This is a genomic window from Flavobacteriaceae bacterium (assembly GCA_003443635.1).
Classification (GTDB): Bacteria; Bacteroidota; Bacteroidia; order Flavobacteriales; family Flavobacteriaceae; genus AU392.
In genome coordinates this window covers 521,823-545,936 of record CP031964.1, presented here as the reverse complement: position 1 = coordinate 545,936, position 24,114 = coordinate 521,823, and the positions used below count along the sequence as shown (strand labels likewise).

Genomic DNA, 24,114 nt, shown 5'->3' with positions numbered 1-24,114 from the left:
ATTAATTATATACTTGATTTAAAACTGATAAAGATTTTGGGGTTTTAAAACCGTCCAAATGTAATTTAAAATAGAGTAAAATCATATTTAAAAACTCACGCTTTTCACTCGAATTTATGTTGAGTATTTTAGTATTATCAAATTTTGTACCTAAAATCTGTTTTAATATTGTTAAATGCTTTCCAGTGATACAATAATTGCTAATTTCTTTATTATGAAATCTACCATCCTCTAAATTAAAATATGATGTAGAGTTTCTTGGAGTTTCAGGATAAAACCCTAAATATTTAGTAAGTTCTATTAAAAATACAAAATGAAAATTGTTATATGTTTCATTTTCATCAAACCAAATTAAAGAGGTCTCAATAAAATTATATAAGGGCTCATTTTTCTCTTCTTCAATTAAAATAGAATTTAATAATTCTGAAAGAAACATTGCAATAGAACTCTTTATAATATTTGTATGAATTGTAGAATAGTGATACTTTAGTTTTACATCTTTTAAATAATGTAATGTTCTATTATTTTTATACTCTGCATCGACATCTAATAATGTTAACGGTTGAAAATATGCTGCTTTAAATTTTCCTTTTTTAGATTTTAATATTCCCTTTAAAAGATAGCTTTTAACTCCAAAAGCTTTAGTAAAACATTTTACTATTAAATCATGATCTTTAAATCGAATTTTAGATAATACAATGACTTTTGATGACTCTATCATTAGCGAATAATCAATAGTTTTAAAACCTTAGTTTCAAAGGTATCTAAGTCAGATAAAAGAATTAAGTATACACCAGATCTTACGGTGTTATTTGCTAAATTTTTACCATTCCATAAGGCGGTTCCCCCATCTATTTCTAAATTAAACCCTCTAAATCTTGAATTAGTTCTAGATTCTGCTTCTGCAACTAAATTTCCTTCAATATCTGTGATTTTTATATTTACATTTTCGCTTATATCTTTAATCGTAATTCTTCTTTGATTAAGGTCAAAGTTTGGTCTAACTGGATTAGGATATATAAATGCCTCAGATAAGTTATTTACAGGATTTGAACCACCAGCTTCGAATGATACTAATCCCCTTTGTGTTGCAAAATATACAACTCCATTATCTGAATCTATTGCTATATCATTTACATTATTAGAAGGTAATGGTGAGTTATCTACGTTAAAATGAAATAAAGTCTCTTGTCCATCTGGACTAAATAAAAACACTCCTGCTCCAACTGTAGCTATCCATTTATTATTAGAACCGTCCACTTTTATATCTGATATAAATTGTTCTTCTAATAATTCTCTTGGTATGCCGTCATCTAATATTACAATTGCTTCTGTTCTTATATTTTCTTCTGTGAAAAAACTTGATGTGTTAAACAAAACACGCAAACCTTGTCTTGTTCCTATCCAGAGTTGATTTCTATTATCTACAGCTAATGCTTCTATAGAGGGAGACGGTAAGTTTGCAGTATCTTCGTCAAATATATTTTTGAGATCATTTCCATTTTCATTAAATCCAATTACTCCAGATCTAAAGCTTCCTATAAATTTAGTACCACTATTATCTATTACTAAATCACTAAATCCTAATTCATCACTTATTGGATCTTGAATTATTGGTGTAAAATCAAAACTCCTCCACGTATTGGTATCTTGATTAAAATATTTTAAAGGACTACTTATTAATGATGTAACAGACCATAAAAAACCTTGATTATCAAATGTCGTTCCTGAAACTCTTAAACTTCTAAAATTAGGATTGCCTGGAAGCATTAATGATTCTAATCCGCTATTAGTTTCATCTAATCGTTGAGTTGGAATACCATTATTAACTTCTAAAATTCCATCTTGAAAAGAGCTTATAAATATTTGACTAGGATTTTCTGGGTTTACAGAAATAGCATTTAAATTCCTTGAATCAAAAGTATCTTCAAAAGGAATATTATTCCATACTTCTTGATTTAAGTGGCTAAATCCAAATTCACGAAGTGGAGATGGATTAAAAAATATATCATAATCTCCATAGGTAACCCATGTATTTGAACCTCCAGATTGTACAGAAAAGGTATCATTTCGTAATGGACCATTAGGATGTATTTCCGTATATATTAATGGGCTGAAAATCGTTGATCTTAAAGCGCCAAACTCTGCTGTTCCTATATAAATTTCTTCATTTGAGGTTGTCGCAGATGTAAATTGTGTATTAAACTCTGAAGTTGGTGTTGCAGTAGCAAGAATGTTAAAATCGCTATCATAAACAAATACTTCACTTCTTGTTGTAATTATAAGATTATTGTTTTCCGATTTTATGTCAATTGGATTATTATTATAAGTAAATAATTGGGTAAATACATTTGTAGTGCTTATATCAGAAATAACTCTGTTTGTTGCAATAGTATATAAATTACTTCCAACAGTTTCTATTCCTAAAAAATTGCCTCCGTTAATTTGTGTCCATTGCTGAAAGTCTATCAAATTATTACTTGCGACTAATGCGCTTCTAATTCCACTATTACTCATACAAGATGCATAAATGCGATCTTCAAAAATAGCTGTTTGAGTTACGATAATTTGACCTCCTCCATCTCCAATAAAAAAAGAATCTAAAAATTCTAAACGTTCTAAATCATATTCCGAAATACCATAATCTGTAGCAATAAAAATGCTTCCATTATATTCGTTAAAATGATTTATTCTTTTTCTATTAGGGGGAACAGCTTGCTCTTCTAAAATATCAACAACAGTTAAAACATCGTTTGTTCTTTCAAGATAAATTTCTATCAATCCGTTTTGATATCCTATTATAAGTTGTTCAAAAGTTTCACTATAATGTAATGTTGAAATAAATTCTCCCGAAAGTCCTTCTATAGTAGAAACCTCCTCTATTTGAAATGTTTCTGTATCATATGAAAATACTGCATTTTCTGAAGCTACATATATTTTATTATTTCCTTCAACTACATCCACAACATTTAAATACGAAAAATGCCCTTTCCATAATGCAGAAAAATCTTGAGCATTACTAGTAATCGAGAAGAAAAGTAATATAATTATAAGCTTGTGTTTCATTAAATTTAATACAGTATTCAAATATATTTATAACTAACGACAATTATTAATAATATAATATTATTGTATATATAAAAAGCTTTCAAGTTAAACTTGAAAGCTTTTTATATTACTATTGTTTTATCGCAATTATTATACGATTCCTTGCTCTAACATTGCATCTGCAACTTTAACAAAACCTGCTATATTTGCTCCTCTAACATAGTTTATATATCCATCGTCTTCTCTTCCATATTCTACACAAGATGCGTGAATATCATCCATTATTCTATTTAATTTAGAATCTACTTCTTCTCTAGTCCAATTTAAACGTAATGAATTTTGACTCATTTCTAAACCTGAAGTTGCAACTCCACCTGCATTTGATGCTTTACCTGGCGAAAATAATATCTTTGCTTTTTGAAATGCTTCAATTGCTTCGGGAGTAGTAGGCATATTAGCTCCTTCTGCAACAGCAATTACATTATTCGCAATTAGTGATTGAGCTTCTGTTTCATTTAATTCATTTTGAGTTGCACATGGTAAAGCAATATCACAATTAATCGACCAAGGTCTTTCTCCTGCATGAAACGTAGCTGAAGGATACTGTGCTACATATTCACTAATCCTTCCTCTTTTTTCGTTTTTAAGCTCCATTACAAAAGCCAATTTATCAGCATCAATGCCAGCTTCATCATAAATATACCCAGAAGAATCTGAAAGTGTTACAACTTTAGCTCCTAGCTCTGTCGCTTTTTGTGTTGCATACTGTGCTACATTTCCTGACCCAGAAACTACAACTGTTTTTCCATTAAAAGAATCCCCTTTAGTTTCTAACATATTCTGTGCAAAATAAACTGCACCATATCCTGTTGCTTCTGGTCTGATTAAAGATCCTCCATAAGTCATTCCTTTACCAGTTAGTATTCCAGTAAATTCATTTTTAATTCTTTTATATTGTCCAAATAAGTATCCTATCTCGCGACCTCCTACACCTATATCTCCTGCAGGAACATCTGTATTAGGTCCTATATGTCGTGATAATTCTGTCATAAATGATTGACAAAAACGCATTACTTCATTATCTGATTTTCCTTTAGGATCAAAATCAGATCCTCCTTTTCCTCCACCCATTGGAAGGGTTGTTAACGAGTTTTTAAATACCTGTTCAAATCCTAAAAATTTAAGGATACTTAAATTTACACTAGGATGAAAACGTAGCCCTCCTTTATACGGCCCTATAGCAGAGTTAAATTCTACTCTAAACCCTCTATTAACTTGAGTATTTCCTTGATCATCTGTCCAAGGTACTCTAAAAATAATTGTGCGCTCTGGCTCAACCATTCTTTCTAACAACATTTTACCTTGGTACTTAGGTGTTTTTTCAATAAAAGGGATTACTGTTTCTGCCACTTCGTGAACAGCTTGCATAAATTCTGGTTCATTGCCATTTCGTTTCTTTACAAGATCTAAAAAGGCATTAATTTTGTTTTCCATTTATACTTATTTTAAAGTAATTATTTTTTGTTAAAAATTTTGACAACAAATATACGTCATCATTTAAAGATAGTTGTCGTTTTTTTTCTATTTTCACAACAGAAGATTTAAAACATTTTATCCTTTTCTTCGTTTATATATTATAACTATAAATGCATTTCGTCGGTATTTTTTGTTTGTTTATCGTATTTTTATATATTTGTTCAAAATAATGACCCTAAACATTAATCATACATTATGCTTAACTTAAAACGATTTATTCTAACTTTATTCTTTTTTTTAGGAATAAAAGTAGCTTTTGCGCAGTTAGGCTTTTCTCATGAGATAGGTATTGTAGCTGGTCCATTAGAATTTAGATCTGATTACGGTGCTCGAAATGATGCTGGTGTAAATTTTGGAAATTCTGGTATTGGCATTGGAATAGTGCATTATATCAATTTTGCATATCGAGCTGATTGTAACTGTTATACCACCGATACTTATTTTAATGATCATTTTAAACTACGCAATGAAATTTCTTGGAATAGGACTAAATTAGAACACTTAGGAGAATTTGTAGATCCTAGTCAAACTTCATTAGATGCCGATAGACTTAGAGCACAAGAAGGAGTCGCTCAAAACTTTGATATTGGTACTCAAATAGAATGGTTTCCTAGAAGTATTCGTTCCTTTCAAGGTTTTGCTTATCGCCTTGCTCCTTATATAAGTCTAGGTGTTCATTATACTTTATTTAACCCTCAAGTAAGTACTTCTTTTGGGGATGGAGATATAAATAATCCTGATAATTTTTATTTGCCTTGGGACCCTGGGTCTGTAAATGCACAATCTGGAGGAACTTTTTCTGCAGTATCTAGTATTGGTGCACGTTATAAAATTAGCCCTTTATCAGATTTACTTGTAGATTTAAGGTGGCAAGTATTTTTTAGAGATGATATAGATGGTTTAGACCATCAATTACCATCTAATAAATTTAATGATTGGCTTGTATGGCTTAACTTTGGTTATATCTATTACTTAGATTAGAGCTTGTTCTAAATCTAAAATTAAATCATCAATATCCTCAATACCAACACTTAATCTAATAAGAGAATCTACAACACCAATTTTTTCGCGTTCTTCTCTCGGAATACTTGCATGTGTCATACTCGCTGGATGTCCAGAAAGTGATTCTACGCCTCCTAAAGATTCTGCAAGTGTAAATATTTTTAATTTCTCTACAATTTTTATAGCAGCATTGTAATCATTATTTTTTGAAGTAAATGATAACATTCCACCAAAATCATCCATTTGCATTTTTGCTACATTATGATTAGGGTGTGATTTAAAACCAGGCCAGTATACGTTTTCAATTTTTGGATGATTTGCTAAATATTCTGCAACAGCTTTACCGTTTTCACAATGTCTTTGCATTCTAACATGTAACGTTTTTATACCTCTTAATACTAAAAAACTGTCTTGAGGGCCACAAATAGCTCCACTAGCATTTTGTATGAAGTATAGTTTCTTTGCTAAAGCATCGTCTTTAACAATAAGTCCTCCCATAACTACATCGCTATGACCACTTATGTACTTTGTAGCTGAATGCATTACAATGTCTGCACCTAAATCCAAAGGACGCTGTAAATAAGGTGTTGCAAATGTATTATCAACTGCTAATAAAACATTATGTTTTTTAGTGATTTCTGCTACGCTTTTAATATCAATAATATTAAGCATTGGGTTAGTTGGTGTTTCTACCCAAACTAACTTTGTATTATCATTAATATATTGTTCTATATTTTTAGAATTTTCCATTCCTATAAAATGAAATTTAATTCCAAAATCTTCAAATATTTTAGTAAACAAGCGATAAGTTCCGCCATATAAATCGCTAGTAGATATCACCTCATCACCTGGTTTTAATAATTTTACAACAGCATCTATCGCAGCAAGGCCAGAACCAAAAGCTAAGCCATATTTTCCATTTTCAATACTTGCAAATGCATTTTCTAAAGCATTTCTAGTTGGATTATGTGTGCGTGAATACTCGTATCCTTTATGATCTCCTGGAGTGCTCTGTGCATATGTAGAGGTTTGATAAATTGGGGGCATTACTGCTCCATAAGCTAAATCGTGTTGCTGTCCTCCGTGTATTGTTTTTGTATTAAATTTCAACTTTCAAAATTATTTGCAACAAATTTAGTTTTTAATTCGTTCTAGTCAAATCTATACAATACCTTTAGTATAAAATACTTCAAATATTTACACTTATGAAAAAAAAAATATTTTTAATAGTTATCTCATTAACCGTTTTTTCGTGTAAAAAAGAAGTTCCCATAACATTTTCTGAAATTGAATTAAAATATAATGATCTTGCTATGATTGAAATAAATATTCCTAAAGCCGAAGGGAATACTGAAAATGCAAGTATGCTGAACTCTAAAATTCAAAATCATATTGCTAATACACTTAATTATGTTGAAGATTATATAGAAAATTTAAAGCTTGAAACAGCAATAGAAGTTTTCAATAACGAATATTCATCTTTTAAAGCCAATTTTGAAGATTCCGAATTAATATGGGAAGCCATTTTTGATGGAGAAATAACTTATCAATCTTCAGAAATAATTAGTATTCCTATTACAAGTTATTTAAATACTGGTGGTGCTCACGGAAGTTTAAATGTTACTTTTTTAAATTTCGATCCAGAAAGTGGTAATTTATTATCTTTTGAAGAGTTCATTGAAGATATCAACGGCTTTAAAACTTTGGCAAAAACATATTTTGAGAAAAAGTTTGGAATTACTAATGATAAAAGTTTTGAAGATTACTTTTTTGGTCAAAATTTTCTTCTCCCAGAAAACATAGGGTTTAATGATGAAGGCATATTATTATTTTATAATGTTTATGAAATTGCTTCATATACTGATGGTCCAACAGAATTTACAATTCCGTTTGACGAAGTACAATCTTATTTAAAAATAAATTAGCTTTTACTTTTTGTTAATCGTTTTACTATTGGTCCTACAGTTAAGCCTTGCCCTATAATTGAAAACACTACAATAATATAAGTAATTACTAGAAATAATTCTTTATGCATTTCAGAAGTTAAACTTAGTGCTAATGCAATAGAAATGCCTCCGCGTAAACCTCCCCAAGTCATAATTAAATTAGTGTTAGGCACAAATTCTAATTTTTTAGAAAACATTTTTATTGGCGCCCATAAAGAAATATATCTCGATAGAAGTACAATTGGCACCGCAAGCAATCCAGCTAGAATATATTTTCCTTCAAAGGTTAGAACTAACATTTCCATTCCTATCATCACAAATAAAATTGTGTTTAAAAGCACATCTATAAGCTCCCAAAATTTATCGACATAAGTTTCTGTAATTTCAGACATCACTGCATTTCTAACGGTATCATTACCAACAATTAACCCAGCAGTAACCATTGCTAAAGGTGCAGACAAACAGAATTTATGAGCAATTACGGTACCTCCCATAACAGCTGCAACAGTAATAATAACTTCTATTTCATAATTATCGATAGATTTCATCATTCTATAGGTAATCCATCCCAAAATCATTCCTAATATAACACCTCCGATAACTTCTAGACCAAATAACTCTACAATTTCTATAATCTCAAAGCTTCCAGTAGTTGAGGATGCAATTTTTAAAATTGTTAAAAAAACAACTACACCAACACCATCGTTAAATAAGGATTCTCCAACAATTTTTGTTTCCAACTTTTTAGGTGCTCCTGCTTTTTTCAAAATACCCAAAACTGCAATAGGGTCTGTCGGAGAAATTAATGCTCCAAAAAGTAAACAGTAAATAAAATCTACTTGTAATCCTATAAATTGAAGTATGTAAAACATTATTATTCCTACTAAGAATGTAGAAACCAATACTCCTAAAGTTGCAAACACAAAAACAGGCCAACGTTGTATTTTTAATTGTGCAAAATTAGTGTGTAGTGCTCCTGCAAAAAGCAAAAAACTTAGCATTATATCTAATAGAACTGTCTTAAAATCTATCTGAGAAATAAATGCTTTTTCTGTTAAGAATAAGGTATTATCAAATTGCCCTATTGCAACAATAATTATTGTAAATACTAAAGTTATTACCATAAGACCTATGGTAATTGGTAGTTTTAAAAATCTAACATTAATGTACCCAAAAATAGCAGATAGAGCAATTAATACAGAAATTACAGAAAAATATTCCATGTTAAATTGATTTTTTTAAAGCTAAAATATATCCTAAATGTATACCCTCGTGAAAATTATTGAAATGTAAGGCATCTTCAACATTTCTCAAAACACCTTTAGTTGATACAGTATATTCATTATAAGTTTTAAAGACATGATTGTTATAATCTTCTTTTGTTTTTTCAATAGTAGAAAACAATAACCTTTTTATTTCATCAACTTCAATTTGAGTTACATTTTCTTCTGTTTTAGTTCCTTTTCTGTATTTTTCAATTAATTGTTTATTTATATTTCCTTCTAAATTAGATAAGGTATAAACTAAAAGCTCCTGAGTTACTACGACATGAGCAATATTCCAAAATACATTATTATTGAATCCTTTTGGGACTTTATTTAATTCTTCAAGTGATAAATCTTCTAAATAAGCGCTTAAAATCGCTCTATTTTTTAAACAAATATCAAAAATATAATCCATCCTATTTTTTTGTTAAAAGTACTTATTTTCTGTTGAATTCATTTTCTTTGCACTGCAAACTTTTGATTCATTATGAAAAAAATATATTATCTCAAAACCTGTAATACATGCATGCGTATTTTAAAAGAAATCGCTCCAAGCTCTGATTTTATCTTACAGGATATTAAAGAAGAAAGTATTACTGTAAAGCAGTTAGAAGAAATGCATTTACTCTCAGGTAGTTATGAAGTTTTATTTAGTAAACGTGCTAAGCTTTATAAAGAAATGGGGTTAAAAGATCAGAATTTTCAAGAGAAAGATTTTAAACATTATATTTTAGAACATTATACTTTTTTAAAACGTCCAGTAATTATTTCTGAGAATACTATTTTTATAGGAAACTCGGCTAAGGTTGTTCAAGCTGCCAAAGCTTTTATTAATGGATAAAAGATTGCTTGCCATGCTTGCTGCATTTGGAGCAACCGCTATTTATGGTATAAATCACACTGTTGCTAAAGGTTTAATGCCTATTTACATAAAACCTTATGGACTTATTCTTTTAAGAGTTTTAGGAGCTTCTATTTTATTTTGGATTATTAGTATTTGGGGGCCAAAGGAGCGTATTGATAAAAAGGATTGGAAACGTATCTTTTTTTGTGTTATAACAGGTATGAGTATTAATATGTTAATGTTTTTTAAAGGATTAAGTTTATCTACTCCTATAAACAGCTCTATCATTATTACGTTATCTCCGATTTTAGTGTTTTTAATGTCTGCAATTGCTATTAAAGAGAGAATTACACTTATAAAATATTTAGGGATAGCTTTAGGGCTTTCAGGAGCGTTATCTTTAATATTATATAATACAGAAATAAGAAATGATGCACCTAATATTTTATTAGGAAATACCATGTTTATTATTAACGCTATAATATATGGGGTTTATTTAATTATTGTAAAGCCACTAACTGCAAAATACCATCCATTTACTTTAATGAAATGGTTATTTTTTATTGCAATTTTCATCAATTTGCCAGTGACTGCAAATGAGTTTTTAGAAGTACAATGGAGATCATTGCCTTTTGAAGCAATTTGGAAATTATCTTTTGTGGTAATCGGTACAACTTTTTTAACTTATTTACTTAATATTTTTGCTTTACGTGAATTAAAAGCATCTACACTTGCTGTTTTTATATATATGCAGCCTCTTATTGGGATTGTTTTTGCCATTACTTCTGGAAGTGACACACTTAACTTTATTAAAATAGGTTCTGCTGTTTTAATTTTTACAGGTGTATATTTAGTAACTAAAAAACCAAAAGCCAAGGTAAGTGCATAAGTACTTTAGTGGCTTTTATTATCTTTGTGCAACTTTAATTTTTAAGAATGATACAATCAATGACGGGTTATGGGAAGTCTATATTACAGCTTCCTTCTAAAAAAATTTCGATCGAAATAAAATCACTTAATAGTAAAAACCTTGATTTGAATGCTCGAATGCCTTCTGTTTATAGAGAAAAAGAATTATTTATACGAAAACTAATTGCCTCTCAATTAGAACGCGGAAAAGTAGATTTCTCTTTATACCTTGAAACTACTGGCGAAGAAACTTCTACTCAAGTTAACCAACCAGTTATTAAAGCCTATATGGAGCAACTAAAAAGTATTGTTAATGGTGATGCTATGGAACTTTTACATATGGCTGTAAAAATGCCAGATGCATTAAATACCGAGCGTGATGAAATTGATGAAGACGAATGGAAATCCATTGAATCTGAAATACATAACACTTTAATTAAAATAAATGAATATAGAACAGAAGAAGGCAAAGTATTAGAAATTGATTTTATAGAACGTGTAAAAACAATTGGTTCTCTTCTAGAAGAAGTAATTATAATGGATCCTGATCGTATTGATGGAGTTCGCGAACGTTTACAGAAAGGAATCTCAGAAATAAAAGAAAAAGTAGATGAGAATCGCTTTGAACAAGAACTGGTTTATTACATCGAAAAATTTGACATCACTGAAGAAAAAGTAAGATTAAAAAATCATTTAGAATATTTTATAAAAACGCTTAATTCTAAAGATTCAAATGGTAAAAAATTAGGATTTATAGGCCAGGAAATTGGTAGAGAAATTAATACTATTGGATCTAAATCTAATTATGCACCAATGCAAAAATTAGTTGTACAAATGAAAGATGAACTCGAAAAAATTAAAGAACAACTTTTAAATGTGCTCTAAATGAATAACGGTAAACTTATAGTATTTTCTGCACCTTCTGGTTCTGGAAAGACTACAATTGTTCGGCATTTATTAAAACAAGACGATTTAAATTTAGAATTTTCTATATCTGCTACATCTCGTAAAAAAAGAGGTAAAGAAGAACATAATAAAGATTATTATTTTTTATCCTTATCAGATTTTAAGCATAAGATTAAAAATGATGAATTTTTAGAATGGGAAGAAGTATATCGTGATAATTTTTATGGTACTTTAAAAACTGAGGTCGAACGTATTTGGGCAAAAGGCAAACATGTTATTTTTGATATAGATGTATCTGGTGGTTTACGTATAAAACGTAAATTTCCTAAGCAAACTATTTCTATTTTTGTAAAACCTCCAAGTATAGATGAGCTTAAAATTCGTTTAAAAAAACGACAAACTGAGAGTGAAGATAAAATTAATATGCGAGTTGCTAAAGCATCTGCAGAATTAGCTACAGCTCCTCTTTTTGATGTCATTATTGAGAATGATAATTTAGAAAATGCATTGCATGAAGCCAAAACTATTGTTGGTAATTTTGTGAAACAATAAATAAATGAAAGTAGGTCTTTATTTTGGCACATTTAACCCTATTCACGTTGGACATTTAGCAATTGCCAATCACATTGTAGAGTTTAGCGATCTGGATCAAGTATGGTTTGTAGTAACTCCTCGTAGTCCTTTTAAAAAGAAGCAAACATTACTCGACGATTTTCAGCGCTTAGAAATGGTACACTTAGCTACTAAAGAGTATACAAAACTAAAACCCAACAATATTGAATTTAAGCTCCCTCGCCCTAACTATACTATAAATACACTAGCTTATATACAAGAAAAATATCCTAAAAATGAATTTAGTTTAATTATGGGAGAAGATAATTTAAATAGCTTCCATAAATGGAAAAATTATGAAATCATTTTAGAGAATCATCATATTTATGTATATCCTAGAATTTCAAAAAATACAGAAGAATCAACATTAAAAACACATCAAAACATCCATTTTACAGATGCTCCAATCATGGAAATTTCTTCTACATTTATTCGTAAAGCTATAAAAGAAGGTAAAAACATTAAGCCATTAATCCCTGAAAACACATGGCAATATTTGGATGAAATGAATTTTTATAAATCGTAATTTTTTCAAAAAAGAAAACTGCTTAAAGAAAATTCTATAAGCAGTTTATAAACTAAAATAACCAACCAAAATTTTAGTTTCTTTTGTTATCTCTAACATTTTTCATTCTATACATAAACGCTTCACATTAAATGTACATTGTAGTAGAAGTCATAATCTAAAGTTAAAGTTTTTAGATTACATGTTTAAAATTTTTCCTAGAAATAAAATATAATGTACTTATAATCAGAGTATACTCTAAATATGATATTTTATGTACTTTTGAAATCATAAAATCATAGATTCTTTATGGCTTCAGAGTTAAAATACGCTGTTTTTGGAAGTGGAAGTTGGGCTACCGCTATTGTAAAAATGCTTTGTGAAAATTTGAATGAAGTAGGGTGGTATATGAGAAGTGTTCAAACCAAAGAGCATCTTTTAAAAGAGCAGCATAATCCTAGTTATCTAAGTTCTGTAGAGTTTCATTTGGAGCAATTAAAATTAAGTAATGACATCAATGAGATTGCAGATTATGCGGATGTTTTAATTTTTGTAATCCCTTCAGCTTTTATACATTCCGAATTAGAAAAATTACAGATTGATATTAGTAATAAAATTATTGTTTCTGCTGTAAAAGGGATTATTCCCGAAAGTGGTTTATTAGTAGGAGAGCATTTTAATGAGTATTATAAAATTCCTTTTAATAATATCGGAGTCATCGCAGGGCCTTGCCATGCAGAAGAAGTTGCTTTAGAACGTTTATCATACCTAACTATTTCCTGTTCAGATGCATCTAAAGCAAAAGAAATTGCTAATCAATTTTCTAGCAATTATATAAAAACTAAAATTAGCGATGACATTATCGGAACTGAGTATGCTGTAATGTTAAAAAATATTTATGCTATTGCTGCAGGTATTGCTCACGGATTAGGGTATGGAGATAATTTTCAGAGTGTTTTAATGAGTAATGCCATACGTGAAATGAAACGTTTTATTAAAAAAATGCACAAAATGAAACGAAACATTAATAATTCTGCTTATTTAGGTGATTTATTAGTAACTGGTTATTCTGTATTCTCCCGCAATCGTATGTTTGGTAATATGCTTGGTAAAGGATATACTGTAAAATCGGCAATGTTTGAAATGAATATGGTTGCCGAAGGCTATTATGCAACAAAAAGTGCTTTTTTATTAAATAAAAAAAACATTAAAAAAACGCGCCTACCTATAATAAATGCTGTTTATGATATACTTTATGAAGGCAAAAACCCCAAGAAAGTATTTAAAAAACTGACTGATAAGTTAGATTAACATATTTACTTCACCAAGACTCCTCTAGCCTCCATTAAAGGAATTGGTTGTAACGCATTTAAATTAATTGTATTTTTTTTAAATAAATATGTCTTCTCAAACATAGTATTGTTTTCAAAAAATGTTACTTTAAAAGTATTATTTAATTTAAATACATCTTCTTGCATCAATTCTACTTTGGCATAACTTTTTTTTGGAAGTTTTTCTAATTTTCGACGCATTGTAGTAGTTATTTTATCTTCATTATAGCCTCCAGAGACAATAAGCACCATTTCCAAATCAACTTCTTTATTATTAATAATGTAAGCATTCCAATCTTGTGTTTTATATATTTCGTTAAACTCGTTAACTACAGCAAAGTAAACATCTTCTACTTTTGGTATATTAATATCTTTCTTCATAATATTTTCTGATATATTGAAAATCTTTAAGTTAATTAAAGCGCAAAACTAACAATTTATAAGCTATTGTTAAACATTTGATTCTCTTAATGAAATCTATTAACTTGGGTGCTATTCAAAACTAAAACACATACTAATGAAACGTCTTTTTTTATTAATTCCAACTCTGTTAATTGCTACTATTAGTTTGTCTCAAGAAGAATTTGATGCAAATGCTATTGAAAAAATTAAAAATGAAGGTCTCAATAATTCGAAAGTTGAAGAAATTGCATTTAATCTTATAGATAAATCAGGCCCGCGCTTAACGAATTCTATAGGCTATGAACGTGCTGCTAATTATGCTGTAAAGCAATTATCTGATTGGGGGTTAACAAATTCTAAAACTGAGCCTTGGGGTGAGTTTGGTCGTGGTTGGGAATTGCAGAAAAGTTATGTTGCAATGACTAAACCTTACTATATGCCATTTATAGCTGTACCAAAAGCTTGGACTGAAAGTACTAATGGCGAGGTTTCTGGGAAAATTGTATTCTTAGATATTAAAAATGAAGAAGATTTTGAAAAATACAAAGGTAAGTTAAGCGGTGCTATTGTCGCTATTAAATCTACTAACAATCAAGGACCAACTTTTGAAGCTGATGCACTACGCTATACTGAAGAAGAATTAAATGATTTAGTAGGACCTCCAAACAATAATAGTGGAAGTCGATTTACACCAGAACAAATTGCTGAATTTAGGGCTCGATTTGCTCTTCGTCGAAAAATAACACCTTTCTTAAAAGAAGAAGGTGTTGCTTTAGTTATTAATGGAGTTAACGGACGACACGGTACATTATTTACAAGTAGTCCTAGAGATTATGCTAAAGATGCTCCAAAAGGTATAAGTGAATTTGAAATGGCTCCAGAACATATTAATTTAATGGCGCGTTTAGCGGAAAATGGTGTTGAAGTAGAATTAGAGGCCGAAATTAAAGCTTCTTTTAAAACAGACGATTATAAAGGTTATAATGTAATTGCCGAAATTGAAGGTAGTGATCCTAATCTAAAAGAGGAAGTTGTAATGTTAGGTGGACATTTAGATTCTTGGCATGGTGGTACTGGTGCTACTGATAATGCAGCTGGTTGTATTGTAATGATGGAAGCTGTACGCATCTTACAGGCTACAGGATTAAAACCAAAACGAACTGTTCGTATTGCGCTTTGGGGTGGTGAAGAACAAGGTATTCACGGATCTCGTAATTATGTGAAAAATCATTTTGGAGATGCTCAAACTTTAGAATTAAAGCCAGAACATAGTAAAATTTCTGCATATTATAATATTGATAATGGAACTGGTCGTATAAGAGGTGTCTACACTCAAGGAAATGAAGCTGTAAAACCTATTTTCTTTAAATGGTTTGAATCATTTGATGATATTATAGATAATACAACCATAACAACAAGAAATACAGGTGGTACAGATCACTTAGGGTTTGATGCTATTGGTATTCCAGGTTTTCAGTTTATACAAGATCCTATCGAGTACTGGTCTAAAACACATCATACTAATATGGACACTTATGAACGTTTAGTGATTGACGATTTAAAGCAAATGGCTACTATTATTGCATCCTTTGTATATAATACAGCACAACGCGATGAAAAATTACCTCGAGAAGAATTGAAAAAATAATTATTTTATCTTAATTAAAAAAGCCTTTATTACTAGTATAATAAAGGCTTTTTTGATATAAATAGTAAAAGTTATAACACAGATTTAAATTGCTCTAAAAAGCGCACATCATTTTCACTTAATAAACGAATATCACTGGTTTGGTGTAATAATAATGCAATACGATCTATCCCCATACCAAACGCAAAGCCTGAGTATTCTTTAGAGTCAATACCACAATTTTCTAACACATTAGGATCTACCATACCACAACCCATTATTTCTAACCAACCAGTGCCTTTGGTCATTTTATAATCTGTTTCAGTTTCTAATCCCCAATACACATCAACCTCAGCACTTGGCTCTGTAAACGGAAAATATGATGGACGTAATCTAATTTTAGATTTTCCAAACATCTCTGTAGTAAAGTATTGCAGAGTTTGTTTTAAATCTGCAAAACTCACACCTTTGTCAATATATAAACCTTCTACCTGATGGAAAAAACAATGTGATCGTGCCGAAATTGCTTCATTACGATACACGCGCCCAGGTGATATGGTACGTATAGGTGGTTTGTTATTTTCCATATAACGTACTTGTACAGAACTAGTATGTGTACGCAATAAAATATCTGGGTCTGTTTGAATAAAAAAAGTATCCTGCATATCACGAGCAGGGTGATATTCTGGTAAGTTTAATGCTGTGAAATTATGCCAGTCATCTTCAATCTCGGGGCCTTCACTTACATTAAAACCAATACGAGAAAAAATATCTATAATTTGATTTTTCACAAGAGAAATGGGGTGGCGTGCCCCTATTATAATAGGATCTCCTGGTCTTGATAAATCGCCGTAAACACCTTTAACTTCTTCTTCACCATCCAATTCTTCTTTTAAAGTATTTACTTTATTTTGAGCAGTCATTTTTAAAGTATTTATTGCTTTACCAAACTCTTTTTTCTGGTCATTTGCTACATTTTTAAACTCTGCAAAAAAATCGTTTAATAAACCTTTTTTTCCTAAATATTTAATGCGAAATGCCTCAACCTCATCTTTAGTTTTTGCATTAAAAGTTTCTGCTTCTTGTATGAGTTCTTTAATCTTATCTATCATAATAGCTTTCTTATACTAGATTTATCTCAGTATCTAAATAATGGGCAAATTTAGTGATTTTTGTCAGAATTGTGTTAAGGATTATAGTCGCATCCTTTTATTTTTTTGAGTAGGGTAAAAGCCTAATAAAAAGTTTCTCCTAGGTTTTATATTAAATCAGGAAAAAGTAGATAAAAATAAGATTAAGTATTATTTTATGTATTTTGTTTCAAGAAAATAACTAACAATAGCTTCTTTCATTAAAATACTTTGTTCTCCTGCTTTTAGAGGTGGTAATTCTGCTTTAATTTTGTAATGTGGCCAACTGTCATCATCAAAATAATCAAATTCATAATAACCATAAGGTTCTAAAAGTTTACAAATAGCAATATGCATTAGGCCAATTTTATCATCTTTTTTAAATTTACGATTAAGTTGACCAAGCTCCTGAACACCTATTAAATATATAATTGCATCCAGATCTAAAGTATCTCCATCTGCAAACTGATTTGATAATTTATTCACTATTAATTCCCACCTTTCTTTTAATTGTTCGTCTCTTGCCATAATAATTTTGAAAATACAAAGTTAATAAAGCAAACCATCTCTTGTAATTTTGCCTCAAAAAAAGCGAGTTTAATTTGTATATATTTGTTAAAATCTTGAATTATGAATGTTTTAGATATCATTTTAGGGGCATTAATCTTATTCGGACTTGTTAGAGGGTTAATGAAAGGTTTTTTTGTTGAAGTTGCCTCTCTAGTCGCATTAATTGGAGGTGTTTATGGTGCAATTCATTTTAGTAATTTTGCTGCTACCCTTTTAGAAAATCGTGTAGATTGGGATGAGAAATACATAAATATTATAGCGTTTGCCGTAACGTTTATAATTATTGTAATAGCAATTGCAATGGCAGGGAAAGCCTTAACCAAGTTAGCAGATTTTGCAGCACTTGGGGTTATAAATAAGTTATTAGGAGGAGTGTTTGGAGCTGCCAAAATTGCATTAATTTTAAGTATTATACTTATCATTTTCAATAAAATGAATAAAACTATTCCTTTTATTGAAAATGAAGATATGGAAAGTTCTGTGTTATATAAACCCGTTCAGTCACTAGCTCCTACTTTACTTCCTGTTATTATAGATATAGGAAAAGAAGATAAAGAAACTGCTAGTAAAACTGAAACATAAAAGTTAACTTATATTAAATGAGTTTCTTTAATTATCTTTCATAACACCTGGGTTAGATTTTACCCATTCTATACAATCATCAAAAGTTTCGAAAATATGTTCTTTAGGAATTAAATCTGGAATAATATCAATACGCTCCATCATATACCTTGGTTGTTTAAGAACATCTACTAACAACACACTTTTTCCTGCTTTTTTCAAATCTACCATAACATCTTCTAAAGCATAGAGTCCAGATTGATCTATATATTGCATCCGATCCATACGAATAATAATTTTTGCTGCTGTTTCTGGAATTTGATTCGCTAATTGTTGAAAATTACTTGTTGATCCAAAAAATAATGGCCCTTTTATATGTTTTATAAAAACTTTCTCTTTTAAGCTCTCTGGAAAGTTTGCTTCATCTGCCCAAGCTTTTTCTTTTAGTAATGATTTAACGTCTGAACGTTCGGCAGTTAAATCTCCAATTTTTTTCATAAACATTAAAGATGCAATCACTAAACCTATACCAACAGCATAAACTAAGTTCCAAAATGTAGATAATAATAATACTGTTAGCATTATTAATACTTCAGAACTTAATTTTAATGGTCCTAATTTTATATCTCTAGGTAGGCTAGGTATAGCTTTTAGTCCTTTATAATCCATTACACCTATACCCACTGTAATTAATATTCCGGCTAAAACAGCAGCTGGAATTTTTGATGCTACTGGACCTAATCCTAAAAAGATTATCAATAACATAATCCCCGCAATCATTCCCGAAAGTTTCGTTTTCCCCCCTGAATTAATGTTTACTACGGTACGGATGGTAGCCCCAGCTCCAGGGATCCCTCCAAATACAGCTGCAATACTATTTCCTATACCTTGTCCTACTAATTCTTTATTAGGTTTATGCTTAGTTTTCGTCATATTATCGGCTACAACGCTTGTCAACAAAGAATCAATGGCTCCTAATAACGCTAATGTTAGTGCTGTAAATATATATGGGCTAACGCTATTAAGTTTAAAACTTGTAAAGATTTCCCATTTTGGAACAGGAATGCCTCCTGGAATTTCTTCAATTGGACGATAATCCAATCCAAACCCATAAGCAATACCAGACATTACTAATAAAGCTACAAGAGTACTAGGTATCGCTTTAGTAATTCGCTTAAAACCATAAATAATAAATATAGTTCCTATCACTAGTATTAATTCTAACCAATTAATGTGTTTCAGTGCTCTTGACACAACTTTAATTGCACCTAATGCGCCTGAAGCTTCTTTAGCAGCAAGTGTTTGCGATTCTTTTAAAATATCATCCTGAGTGATCTTTTCAGCTCTTATAATAGTTTCTTCAAAATTTTCTAAAACTAATATATCTTCTCCTGCCTCTTCTTTTAAAATATTTTCAAGAATTATTTCTTCGGCTTGTGGTTTGAATTGCTCAACAAATTCTAAATCTTCTTTTGGATAATAGCCTACCGAAGGGAGTATCTGGGTAAGGATAATAATAACCCCTATCGCTGTCATAAATCCTGAAACCACTGGGTAAGGTATATATCTAATGTATTTTCCTAAACCTATAGCTCCTAATCCAATTTGCATTAGTCCTGCTAATAAAAAAACGGTTAAAATGGCTGGTAGAGCTTTATTAATATCTCCATCATTAGCTGCAATAATTCCTGCAATAACTACCGTACTCACAGCTGTCATTGGTGCTGTCGGGCCAGATATTTGTGTATTTGTACCACCGAACAAAGCTGCAAAAAAACTAATAAATATAGCACCATATAACCCTGCGGTTGGCCCTAAACCAGAAGCAACTCCAAATGCTAATGCCAATGGTAAAGCTACTATTCCTGCGGTAATTCCTCCAAAAGCATCGCCTCTTAGGTTTGAAAATAAATTCTTCATAAGATTATTTTTAGAAACTTTGTTCTAAAATAGCTTTATTTTTTCAAATCTTACAAGTCTCTTATTGAATAATTAACACCTATGAACTATACTATAAGTGATTAAAATGTAACGAATGTTATAATATTAAGTTGATCACGCCCAGATCTTTCAAAGAATTGATTTAAATAGCCTAACTCTAGTCTTACATTTTTACTGAGTTTATATCCTAAGCCTCCATACACACGATTTCTGTCGAATATTGCAGAATCCCCATTTAAAAAGATCTCATTATATGCTGAAAGATAAATTTTACGTTTATCTATATTATTTTCATCAAGAATCTTTTTACCCAAAGGAACATTAAGTGATAAGAAATATCTAAATCGAAATCTAAAGTCACTCTCTATAAAACGTTGCTCAAAACGATAACGATGATTTAATGAAACACTTCCTACATTTTGTTTTGTTGTATACTGCTGGAAAATACGGTGTTCATTCACTGTTTCAGTATCATCTGTATTTCCAATAAAGTTACGAGACAAAATATAACCATATCCCAATAAAACATTATTATTATTTTCTGTAAGATTATAACCTAACCCACCTCTTAACAGTAACTGCTCTAAATCCCCAATAGCATTATAGTTTCTGTATTGAACTTCATTATGAATATTCCAGCCTTTTTCTAGCTTCTTATTTCCAATATAAATCAACCAATTACCAAAATCACTGTCTTGAGCTTGAACTTTATTAAATGGCAATACTAATATTATTAGGAGTACCACCAAATTTAATGCTTTCATTTGTTTCAATGTTTAAGTTATTTATTATAAAAACAAGTTTCATTATCCAGGATGTATAGGATTTATGAAACTTGTTTATTTTTTAGTTCATATTAATTTCTTTCTAAAGTAAGCTATTCATAAAAAGCTACTTCACCTGTCTTAATATCATACATTCCACCTACAATTTTAATTTCTCCGCTTGCTCGCATTTCAGCTAAAACTTCACTTTCATTTAAAATTCGTTGAATAGATAATTCTACATTTTTCTTTGCTACTGCATTTACAAAATCAATATTTTGAGAATTTCTTAAACTTGGATCTTCAGGTGCTGCTACTGCGTTTACCGCTGGTTTTAACTTTTCTAACATTGCTGTTAAATTTCCTAATTCTGCATTATCGCAAGCGCCTTTAACTGCTCCACAAGCAGTATGTCCTAGTACTAATACTAGTTTTGTGCCTGCCAATTTACAAGCAAATTCCATACTTCCTAAAATGTCTTGGTTGATAAAATTTCCTGCGATTCGAGCGCTGAATACATCACCGATTCCCTGATCAAAAATTAATTCAGCTGAGACTCTTGAATCTATACAATGTAAAATAGTGGCAAAAGGATATTGGCCTCCACTAGTATCGGCAACTTGTTCGTTAAGATCTCTATTGGCTTTTTTATTGTTAACAAATCTTTGATTTCCTTCTTTTAGAAGTTGAAGCGCACTATTTGGAGTGATCTCTGCTTGCGTTTCTTTTGTATGTGCTTTCATTTATATTTTAATTTCTTTTTAATTAAACTTTTATAATATACGTTTTATTCTTTTGATACCAAAAGTGAAATATCTAATTGACTGATAACATCATTGATATCAGAATTTGCGATATTTTCTTCATTTTCAGCATTTTTCTTCACTCTATTTATACATAATAAATTAACATTGTTCTTTAATAAATAGTTAGATAGATTTTTCATTGTGTTATCTGTTTTTTCAAACACATATTCTACCGTTTTTTTGTCTATAGGAACAGGTGTAGCTTTTGGAATATCTGAATTCCTAACAATTTTAAACGATTTTAATGGTGCTTCAGATTTACTAATTAAATCATCAACAAAATCAATATTGAAAGATTGTTCGATATCATTTAACACACCTAATGATATTTCTTTATTTGGCTCTAATGTCCCTTTATTACCTACAATCATAACTACACCTTTGTGTTTTTTTAAAATAAATTGGGTAACATTATCTCCGGCAAACGAAAGTGATTTTTTCCTTCTCTTTCCTAATACAATGATATCTGGTTGTTGTTGCTCGATATACTTATTTATCTCTTCTTTTACATTTCCAAAAGTAAATGCAGGTCTTATATCTGATCCATACTCTTCTGAAACCGGATTTAATAGGTTCTGAATTTTTTTGTCAGTGACATTATATTCATTATTAATGGTTCGCATAGCAGATAACTGATTGTCGTTTTCAACAATATCAGTTGGTTTTTTTACATGAAAAAAGGAAATGTCTCCACCAATCGTTTTAGCTAAACTTACGGCGCTTTTTAATACATTTTCAGTTTGTTCTTTTAAATCTGAAAGGATTAGTATCTTATATCTATTATTTTTCATCTTTTTTTATTTATGTTATTAATTTCTTTCTAAGTCGTTTTAGGTCTTAGTTTAAAAAATTCTATATAACTCGGAGGATTTTCAACAATACCAAGCTCAGAAATCAACTTAATGTCAATATGTCTTTCTTTAGCTTTAAATGCAAAATCATCTAAAATCTCTATAATATCATTATCAAGAAATCGCGTCTTTCTCACATCTAACTCTAAATAAGTATCTCTTGGTAAACTATCTAACTCTTTAAGGATAGCTCCCTTATTAAAAAACGTTACCTCCTCTGCTAATGTCATTTTTATTTTATGTTTCCCATTACTTTTATCTTCTATATGTAAAAAGTGAGAGTTTTGGAAGCTTTTAATCAAAATCACAACGATTCCAACAGCTAATCCTAATGCTAATCCTTTTAATAAATCAATAAATACGATGCCTCCAACAGTAACAACAAATGGAACCCATTGTTTCCAGCCTAATTGAACCATTTTCTTAAATAATGCTGGTTTTGCTAATTTATATCCAACAATTAATAGTATAGCTGCTAAGACTGATAAAGGAATTTTGTTGAGTAAACGCGGGATCAACATAACAGAAACTAGTAAAAATAAACCGTGAATTATAGCTGACATTTTACTTCTACCCCCTGATTGGATGTTAGCAGAGCTTCGTACGATTACTTGTGTAATTGGTAAACCTCCTATTAATCCTGAAATAATATTCCCTGTACCTTGTGCTAGTAACTCTCTATTTGTAGGTGTCACATTTTTATTAGGATCTAATTTATCGGTAGCTTCAACACATAATAATGTTTCTAAACTAGCTACTAAGGCAATAGTAAATGCTATAATCCAAACATCAGGGTTTGTTAGCATTCCAAAATTTGGAAATGTAAATTGTCCAAAAAATGAATTGACATCTTCAGGTACTGGAACACTTACCAATTGTGAATTTTTAAAAATTAGAGATTCATTCCCTTGTGTAACAGCAAAAAAAACAATTCCAGCAATTACAGCAACAAGAGGCCCTTGAATTAATTGAAATATCTTACTCTTCTTCGTAAGAACACGATCCCATAAGATAAGAACAGAAAGGCTTATTAGGCCAATAATTGTAGGACCTAAGCTGATGTAATTAATTGTTTTGAAAATATCTGTAAAAGTACCCTCACTATCCGTTTGAAAAAATGTAAAATGACCTTCAGGGCTAGTATCATACCCAAAGAAATGAGGGATTTGTTTTAAAATAATTATAATTCCAATTCCTGTAAGCATCCCTTTTATTACAGATGAAGGAAAATAATATCCAATAATTCCTGCTTTTAGAAATCCAAAAATTAATTGAATAATTCCTCCTAAAACAACAGCTAACAGAAAGTTTTCATACCCCCCTAAAGTTGCTATAGCAGATAATACTATAGCTGCTAATCCTGCTGCTGGGCCACTAACTCCAATTTTAGAGCCACTTAAACTTCCTACTAAAACTCCTCCTATAATTCCTGCTATAAGTCCTGAGAATAAAGGAGCTCCACTGGCTAATGCAATACCCAAACATAATGGTAATGCTACGAAAAAAACAACAATACTAGCTGGTAAGTCACTTTTTAAATGCTTAAACATATAATAAT

Annotated in this window: 24 protein-coding genes; 10 read left to right on the top strand and 14 right to left on the bottom strand. The window is 30.2% G+C overall.

Annotated elements, in window-relative coordinates; translation table 11 throughout:
* Nucleotide 1: 1 nt before the first annotated feature.
* The 3 genes from recO to D1817_02415 form a co-directional block, all read right to left on the bottom strand.
* The gene (recO, locus tag D1817_02425) at nucleotides 2-721 is read right to left on the bottom strand and encodes a DNA repair protein RecO (GenBank protein AXT18762.1); all 720 of its coding nucleotides are present in this window, start codon (nucleotides 719-721) and stop codon (nucleotides 2-4) included.
* Complete coding sequence (locus D1817_02420) at nucleotides 721-3,066, bottom strand: ABC transporter substrate-binding protein (protein ID AXT18761.1); 2,346 nt, start codon at nucleotides 3,064-3,066, stop codon at nucleotides 721-723. Before D1817_02420 ends, recO begins: the two co-directional genes overlap by 1 nt.
* A gap of 132 nt (nucleotides 3,067-3,198) precedes the next feature.
* Complete coding sequence (locus tag D1817_02415; GenBank protein AXT18760.1) at nucleotides 3,199-4,542, bottom strand: NADP-specific glutamate dehydrogenase; 1,344 nt, start codon at nucleotides 4,540-4,542, stop codon at nucleotides 3,199-3,201.
* Between the two features lie 237 nt (nucleotides 4,543-4,779).
* Between D1817_02415 and D1817_02410 the strand changes: the two genes are divergently transcribed.
* Nucleotides 4,780-5,565: a glutamate dehydrogenase gene (locus D1817_02410; GenBank protein ID AXT18759.1), complete on the top strand. Its 786-nt coding sequence runs from the start codon at nucleotides 4,780-4,782 to the stop codon at nucleotides 5,563-5,565.
* Here D1817_02410 and D1817_02405 read toward each other — a convergent pair.
* Entirely contained in the window at nucleotides 5,557-6,696 is a 1,140-nt protein-coding gene (locus D1817_02405) for a cystathionine gamma-synthase (GenBank protein ID AXT18758.1), read from the bottom strand. The two genes, D1817_02410 and D1817_02405, sit on opposite strands and share 9 nt — an antisense overlap.
* Nucleotides 6,697-6,791: 95 nt before the next feature.
* Between D1817_02405 and D1817_02400 the strand changes: the two genes are divergently transcribed.
* Nucleotides 6,792-7,511: a DUF3298/DUF4163 domain-containing protein gene (locus D1817_02400; protein ID AXT18757.1), complete on the top strand. Its 720-nt coding sequence runs from the start codon at nucleotides 6,792-6,794 to the stop codon at nucleotides 7,509-7,511.
* On the opposite strand, the gene D1817_02395 is transcribed toward D1817_02400, so the two are convergent.
* Nucleotides 7,508-8,755, bottom strand: a complete 1,248-nt coding sequence (locus D1817_02395) for a sodium:proton antiporter (protein AXT18756.1) — start codon at nucleotides 8,753-8,755, stop codon at nucleotides 7,508-7,510. The two genes, D1817_02400 and D1817_02395, sit on opposite strands and share 4 nt — an antisense overlap.
* A 1-nt stretch (nucleotide 8,756) precedes the next feature.
* Nucleotides 8,757-9,212, bottom strand: a complete 456-nt coding sequence (locus D1817_02390) for a DinB family protein (GenBank protein AXT18755.1) — start codon at nucleotides 9,210-9,212, stop codon at nucleotides 8,757-8,759.
* A gap of 72 nt (nucleotides 9,213-9,284) precedes the next feature.
* Between D1817_02390 and D1817_02385 the strand changes: the two genes are divergently transcribed.
* The 6 genes from D1817_02385 to D1817_02360 all read left to right on the top strand — a co-directional run bounded on the left by D1817_02385 (nucleotide 9,285) and on the right by D1817_02360 (nucleotide 13,884).
* The gene (locus tag D1817_02385; protein ID AXT18754.1) at nucleotides 9,285-9,638 is read left to right on the top strand and encodes a hypothetical protein; all 354 of its coding nucleotides are present in this window, start codon (nucleotides 9,285-9,287) and stop codon (nucleotides 9,636-9,638) included.
* A complete protein-coding gene (locus D1817_02380) occupies nucleotides 9,631-10,530 on the top strand; it encodes a DMT family transporter (GenBank protein ID AXT18753.1) in 900 nt (299 codons plus the stop codon). Before D1817_02385 ends, D1817_02380 begins: the two co-directional genes overlap by 8 nt.
* 47 nt (nucleotides 10,531-10,577) lie before the next feature.
* Nucleotides 10,578-11,435, top strand: a complete 858-nt coding sequence (locus D1817_02375) for a YicC family protein (protein AXT18752.1) — start codon at nucleotides 10,578-10,580, stop codon at nucleotides 11,433-11,435.
* Nucleotides 11,436-12,008, top strand: coding sequence for a guanylate kinase (locus D1817_02370; protein AXT18751.1), 573 nt, complete (start codon nucleotides 11,436-11,438; stop codon nucleotides 12,006-12,008).
* Between the two features lie 4 nt (nucleotides 12,009-12,012).
* On the top strand, nucleotides 12,013-12,594 hold the full coding sequence (locus D1817_02365; protein AXT18750.1) for a nicotinate-nucleotide adenylyltransferase: 582 nt from the start codon (nucleotides 12,013-12,015) through the stop codon (nucleotides 12,592-12,594).
* A gap of 288 nt (nucleotides 12,595-12,882) precedes the next feature.
* Nucleotides 12,883-13,884 (top strand): glycerol-3-phosphate dehydrogenase, encoded by a 1,002-nt coding sequence (locus D1817_02360; GenBank protein ID AXT18749.1) that lies wholly within the window; start codon nucleotides 12,883-12,885, stop codon nucleotides 13,882-13,884.
* Nucleotides 13,885-13,889: 5 nt separating this feature from the next.
* Here the strand turns inward: D1817_02360 and D1817_02355 are convergent, their stop codons facing one another.
* A complete protein-coding gene (locus tag D1817_02355) occupies nucleotides 13,890-14,285 on the bottom strand; it encodes a hypothetical protein (GenBank protein AXT18748.1) in 396 nt (131 codons plus the stop codon).
* Nucleotides 14,286-14,421: 136 nt separating this feature from the next.
* Between D1817_02355 and D1817_02350 the strand changes: the two genes are divergently transcribed.
* A complete protein-coding gene (locus D1817_02350) occupies nucleotides 14,422-15,954 on the top strand; it encodes a M20/M25/M40 family metallo-hydrolase (protein AXT18747.1) in 1,533 nt (510 codons plus the stop codon).
* Between the two features lie 71 nt (nucleotides 15,955-16,025).
* Here the strand turns inward: D1817_02350 and D1817_02345 are convergent, their stop codons facing one another.
* Both D1817_02345 and D1817_02340 read right to left on the bottom strand, forming a co-directional pair.
* Entirely contained in the window at nucleotides 16,026-17,045 is a 1,020-nt protein-coding gene (locus D1817_02345) for a phenylalanine--tRNA ligase subunit alpha (GenBank protein ID AXT18746.1), read from the bottom strand.
* A gap of 189 nt (nucleotides 17,046-17,234) precedes the next feature.
* Nucleotides 17,235-17,591 carry a hypothetical protein gene (locus tag D1817_02340; protein ID AXT18745.1) on the bottom strand — a complete coding sequence of 119 codons (357 nt, stop codon included), beginning with the start codon at nucleotides 17,589-17,591 and terminating at the stop codon, nucleotides 17,235-17,237.
* Nucleotides 17,592-17,693: 102 nt separating this feature from the next.
* Here D1817_02340 and D1817_02335 point away from each other — a divergent pair, with 102 nt between their 5' ends.
* Nucleotides 17,694-18,215, top strand: a complete 522-nt coding sequence (locus D1817_02335) for a CvpA family protein (protein AXT18744.1) — start codon at nucleotides 17,694-17,696, stop codon at nucleotides 18,213-18,215.
* Nucleotides 18,216-18,242: 27 nt separating this feature from the next.
* Here D1817_02335 and D1817_02330 read toward each other — a convergent pair whose 3' ends face one another.
* From D1817_02330 to D1817_02310, 5 genes are all read right to left on the bottom strand, one after another.
* Entirely contained in the window at nucleotides 18,243-20,114 is a 1,872-nt protein-coding gene (locus tag D1817_02330; protein AXT18743.1) for a SulP family inorganic anion transporter, read from the bottom strand.
* A 101-nt stretch (nucleotides 20,115-20,215) separates the two neighbouring features.
* The gene (locus tag D1817_02325) at nucleotides 20,216-20,899 is read right to left on the bottom strand and encodes a DUF2490 domain-containing protein (protein ID AXT18742.1); all 684 of its coding nucleotides are present in this window, start codon (nucleotides 20,897-20,899) and stop codon (nucleotides 20,216-20,218) included.
* A gap of 113 nt (nucleotides 20,900-21,012) precedes the next feature.
* Nucleotides 21,013-21,642, bottom strand: coding sequence for a carbonic anhydrase (locus D1817_02320; GenBank protein ID AXT18741.1), 630 nt, complete (start codon nucleotides 21,640-21,642; stop codon nucleotides 21,013-21,015).
* Nucleotides 21,643-21,686: 44 nt separating this feature from the next.
* On the bottom strand, nucleotides 21,687-22,496 hold the full coding sequence (locus D1817_02315; protein ID AXT18740.1) for a universal stress protein: 810 nt from the start codon (nucleotides 22,494-22,496) through the stop codon (nucleotides 21,687-21,689).
* 29 nt (nucleotides 22,497-22,525) lie between these two features.
* Nucleotides 22,526-24,106, bottom strand: coding sequence for a SulP family inorganic anion transporter (locus D1817_02310; protein AXT18739.1), 1,581 nt, complete (start codon nucleotides 24,104-24,106; stop codon nucleotides 22,526-22,528).
* Between the last annotated feature and the right edge of the window lie 8 nt (nucleotides 24,107-24,114).

What these genes read in the sequence shown, in the direction of transcription:
- recO (AXT18762.1), bottom strand. Translation starts at nt 721, where the DNA reads ATGATAGAGTCATCAAAAGTCATTGTATTATCTAAAATTCGATTTAAA.
- D1817_02420 (AXT18761.1), bottom strand. Translation starts at nt 3,066, where the DNA reads ATGAAACACAAGCTTATAATTATATTACTTTTCTTCTCGATTACTAGT.
- D1817_02415 (AXT18760.1), bottom strand. Translation starts at nt 4,542, where the DNA reads ATGGAAAACAAAATTAATGCCTTTTTAGATCTTGTAAAGAAACGAAAT.
- D1817_02410 (AXT18759.1), top strand. Translation starts at nt 4,780, where the DNA reads ATGCTTAACTTAAAACGATTTATTCTAACTTTATTCTTTTTTTTAGGA.
- D1817_02400 (AXT18757.1), top strand. Translation starts at nt 6,792, where the DNA reads ATGAAAAAAAAAATATTTTTAATAGTTATCTCATTAACCGTTTTTTCG.
- D1817_02395 (AXT18756.1), bottom strand. Translation starts at nt 8,755, where the DNA reads ATGGAATATTTTTCTGTAATTTCTGTATTAATTGCTCTATCTGCTATT.
- D1817_02390 (AXT18755.1), bottom strand. Translation starts at nt 9,212, where the DNA reads ATGGATTATATTTTTGATATTTGTTTAAAAAATAGAGCGATTTTAAGC.
- D1817_02385 (AXT18754.1), top strand. Translation starts at nt 9,285, where the DNA reads ATGAAAAAAATATATTATCTCAAAACCTGTAATACATGCATGCGTATT.
- D1817_02380 (AXT18753.1), top strand. Translation starts at nt 9,631, where the DNA reads ATGGATAAAAGATTGCTTGCCATGCTTGCTGCATTTGGAGCAACCGCT.
- D1817_02375 (AXT18752.1), top strand. Translation starts at nt 10,578, where the DNA reads ATGATACAATCAATGACGGGTTATGGGAAGTCTATATTACAGCTTCCT.
- D1817_02370 (AXT18751.1), top strand. Translation starts at nt 11,436, where the DNA reads ATGAATAACGGTAAACTTATAGTATTTTCTGCACCTTCTGGTTCTGGA.
- D1817_02365 (AXT18750.1), top strand. Translation starts at nt 12,013, where the DNA reads ATGAAAGTAGGTCTTTATTTTGGCACATTTAACCCTATTCACGTTGGA.
- D1817_02360 (AXT18749.1), top strand. Translation starts at nt 12,883, where the DNA reads ATGGCTTCAGAGTTAAAATACGCTGTTTTTGGAAGTGGAAGTTGGGCT.
- D1817_02355 (AXT18748.1), bottom strand. Translation starts at nt 14,285, where the DNA reads ATGAAGAAAGATATTAATATACCAAAAGTAGAAGATGTTTACTTTGCT.
- D1817_02350 (AXT18747.1), top strand. Translation starts at nt 14,422, where the DNA reads ATGAAACGTCTTTTTTTATTAATTCCAACTCTGTTAATTGCTACTATT.
- D1817_02345 (AXT18746.1), bottom strand. Translation starts at nt 17,045, where the DNA reads ATGATAGATAAGATTAAAGAACTCATACAAGAAGCAGAAACTTTTAAT.
- D1817_02340 (AXT18745.1), bottom strand. Translation starts at nt 17,591, where the DNA reads ATGGCAAGAGACGAACAATTAAAAGAAAGGTGGGAATTAATAGTGAAT.
- D1817_02335 (AXT18744.1), top strand. Translation starts at nt 17,694, where the DNA reads ATGAATGTTTTAGATATCATTTTAGGGGCATTAATCTTATTCGGACTT.
- D1817_02330 (AXT18743.1), bottom strand. Translation starts at nt 20,114, where the DNA reads ATGAAGAATTTATTTTCAAACCTAAGAGGCGATGCTTTTGGAGGAATT.
- D1817_02325 (AXT18742.1), bottom strand. Translation starts at nt 20,899, where the DNA reads ATGAAAGCATTAAATTTGGTGGTACTCCTAATAATATTAGTATTGCCA.
- D1817_02320 (AXT18741.1), bottom strand. Translation starts at nt 21,642, where the DNA reads ATGAAAGCACATACAAAAGAAACGCAAGCAGAGATCACTCCAAATAGT.
- D1817_02315 (AXT18740.1), bottom strand. Translation starts at nt 22,496, where the DNA reads ATGAAAAATAATAGATATAAGATACTAATCCTTTCAGATTTAAAAGAA.
- D1817_02310 (AXT18739.1), bottom strand. Translation starts at nt 24,106, where the DNA reads ATGTTTAAGCATTTAAAAAGTGACTTACCAGCTAGTATTGTTGTTTTT.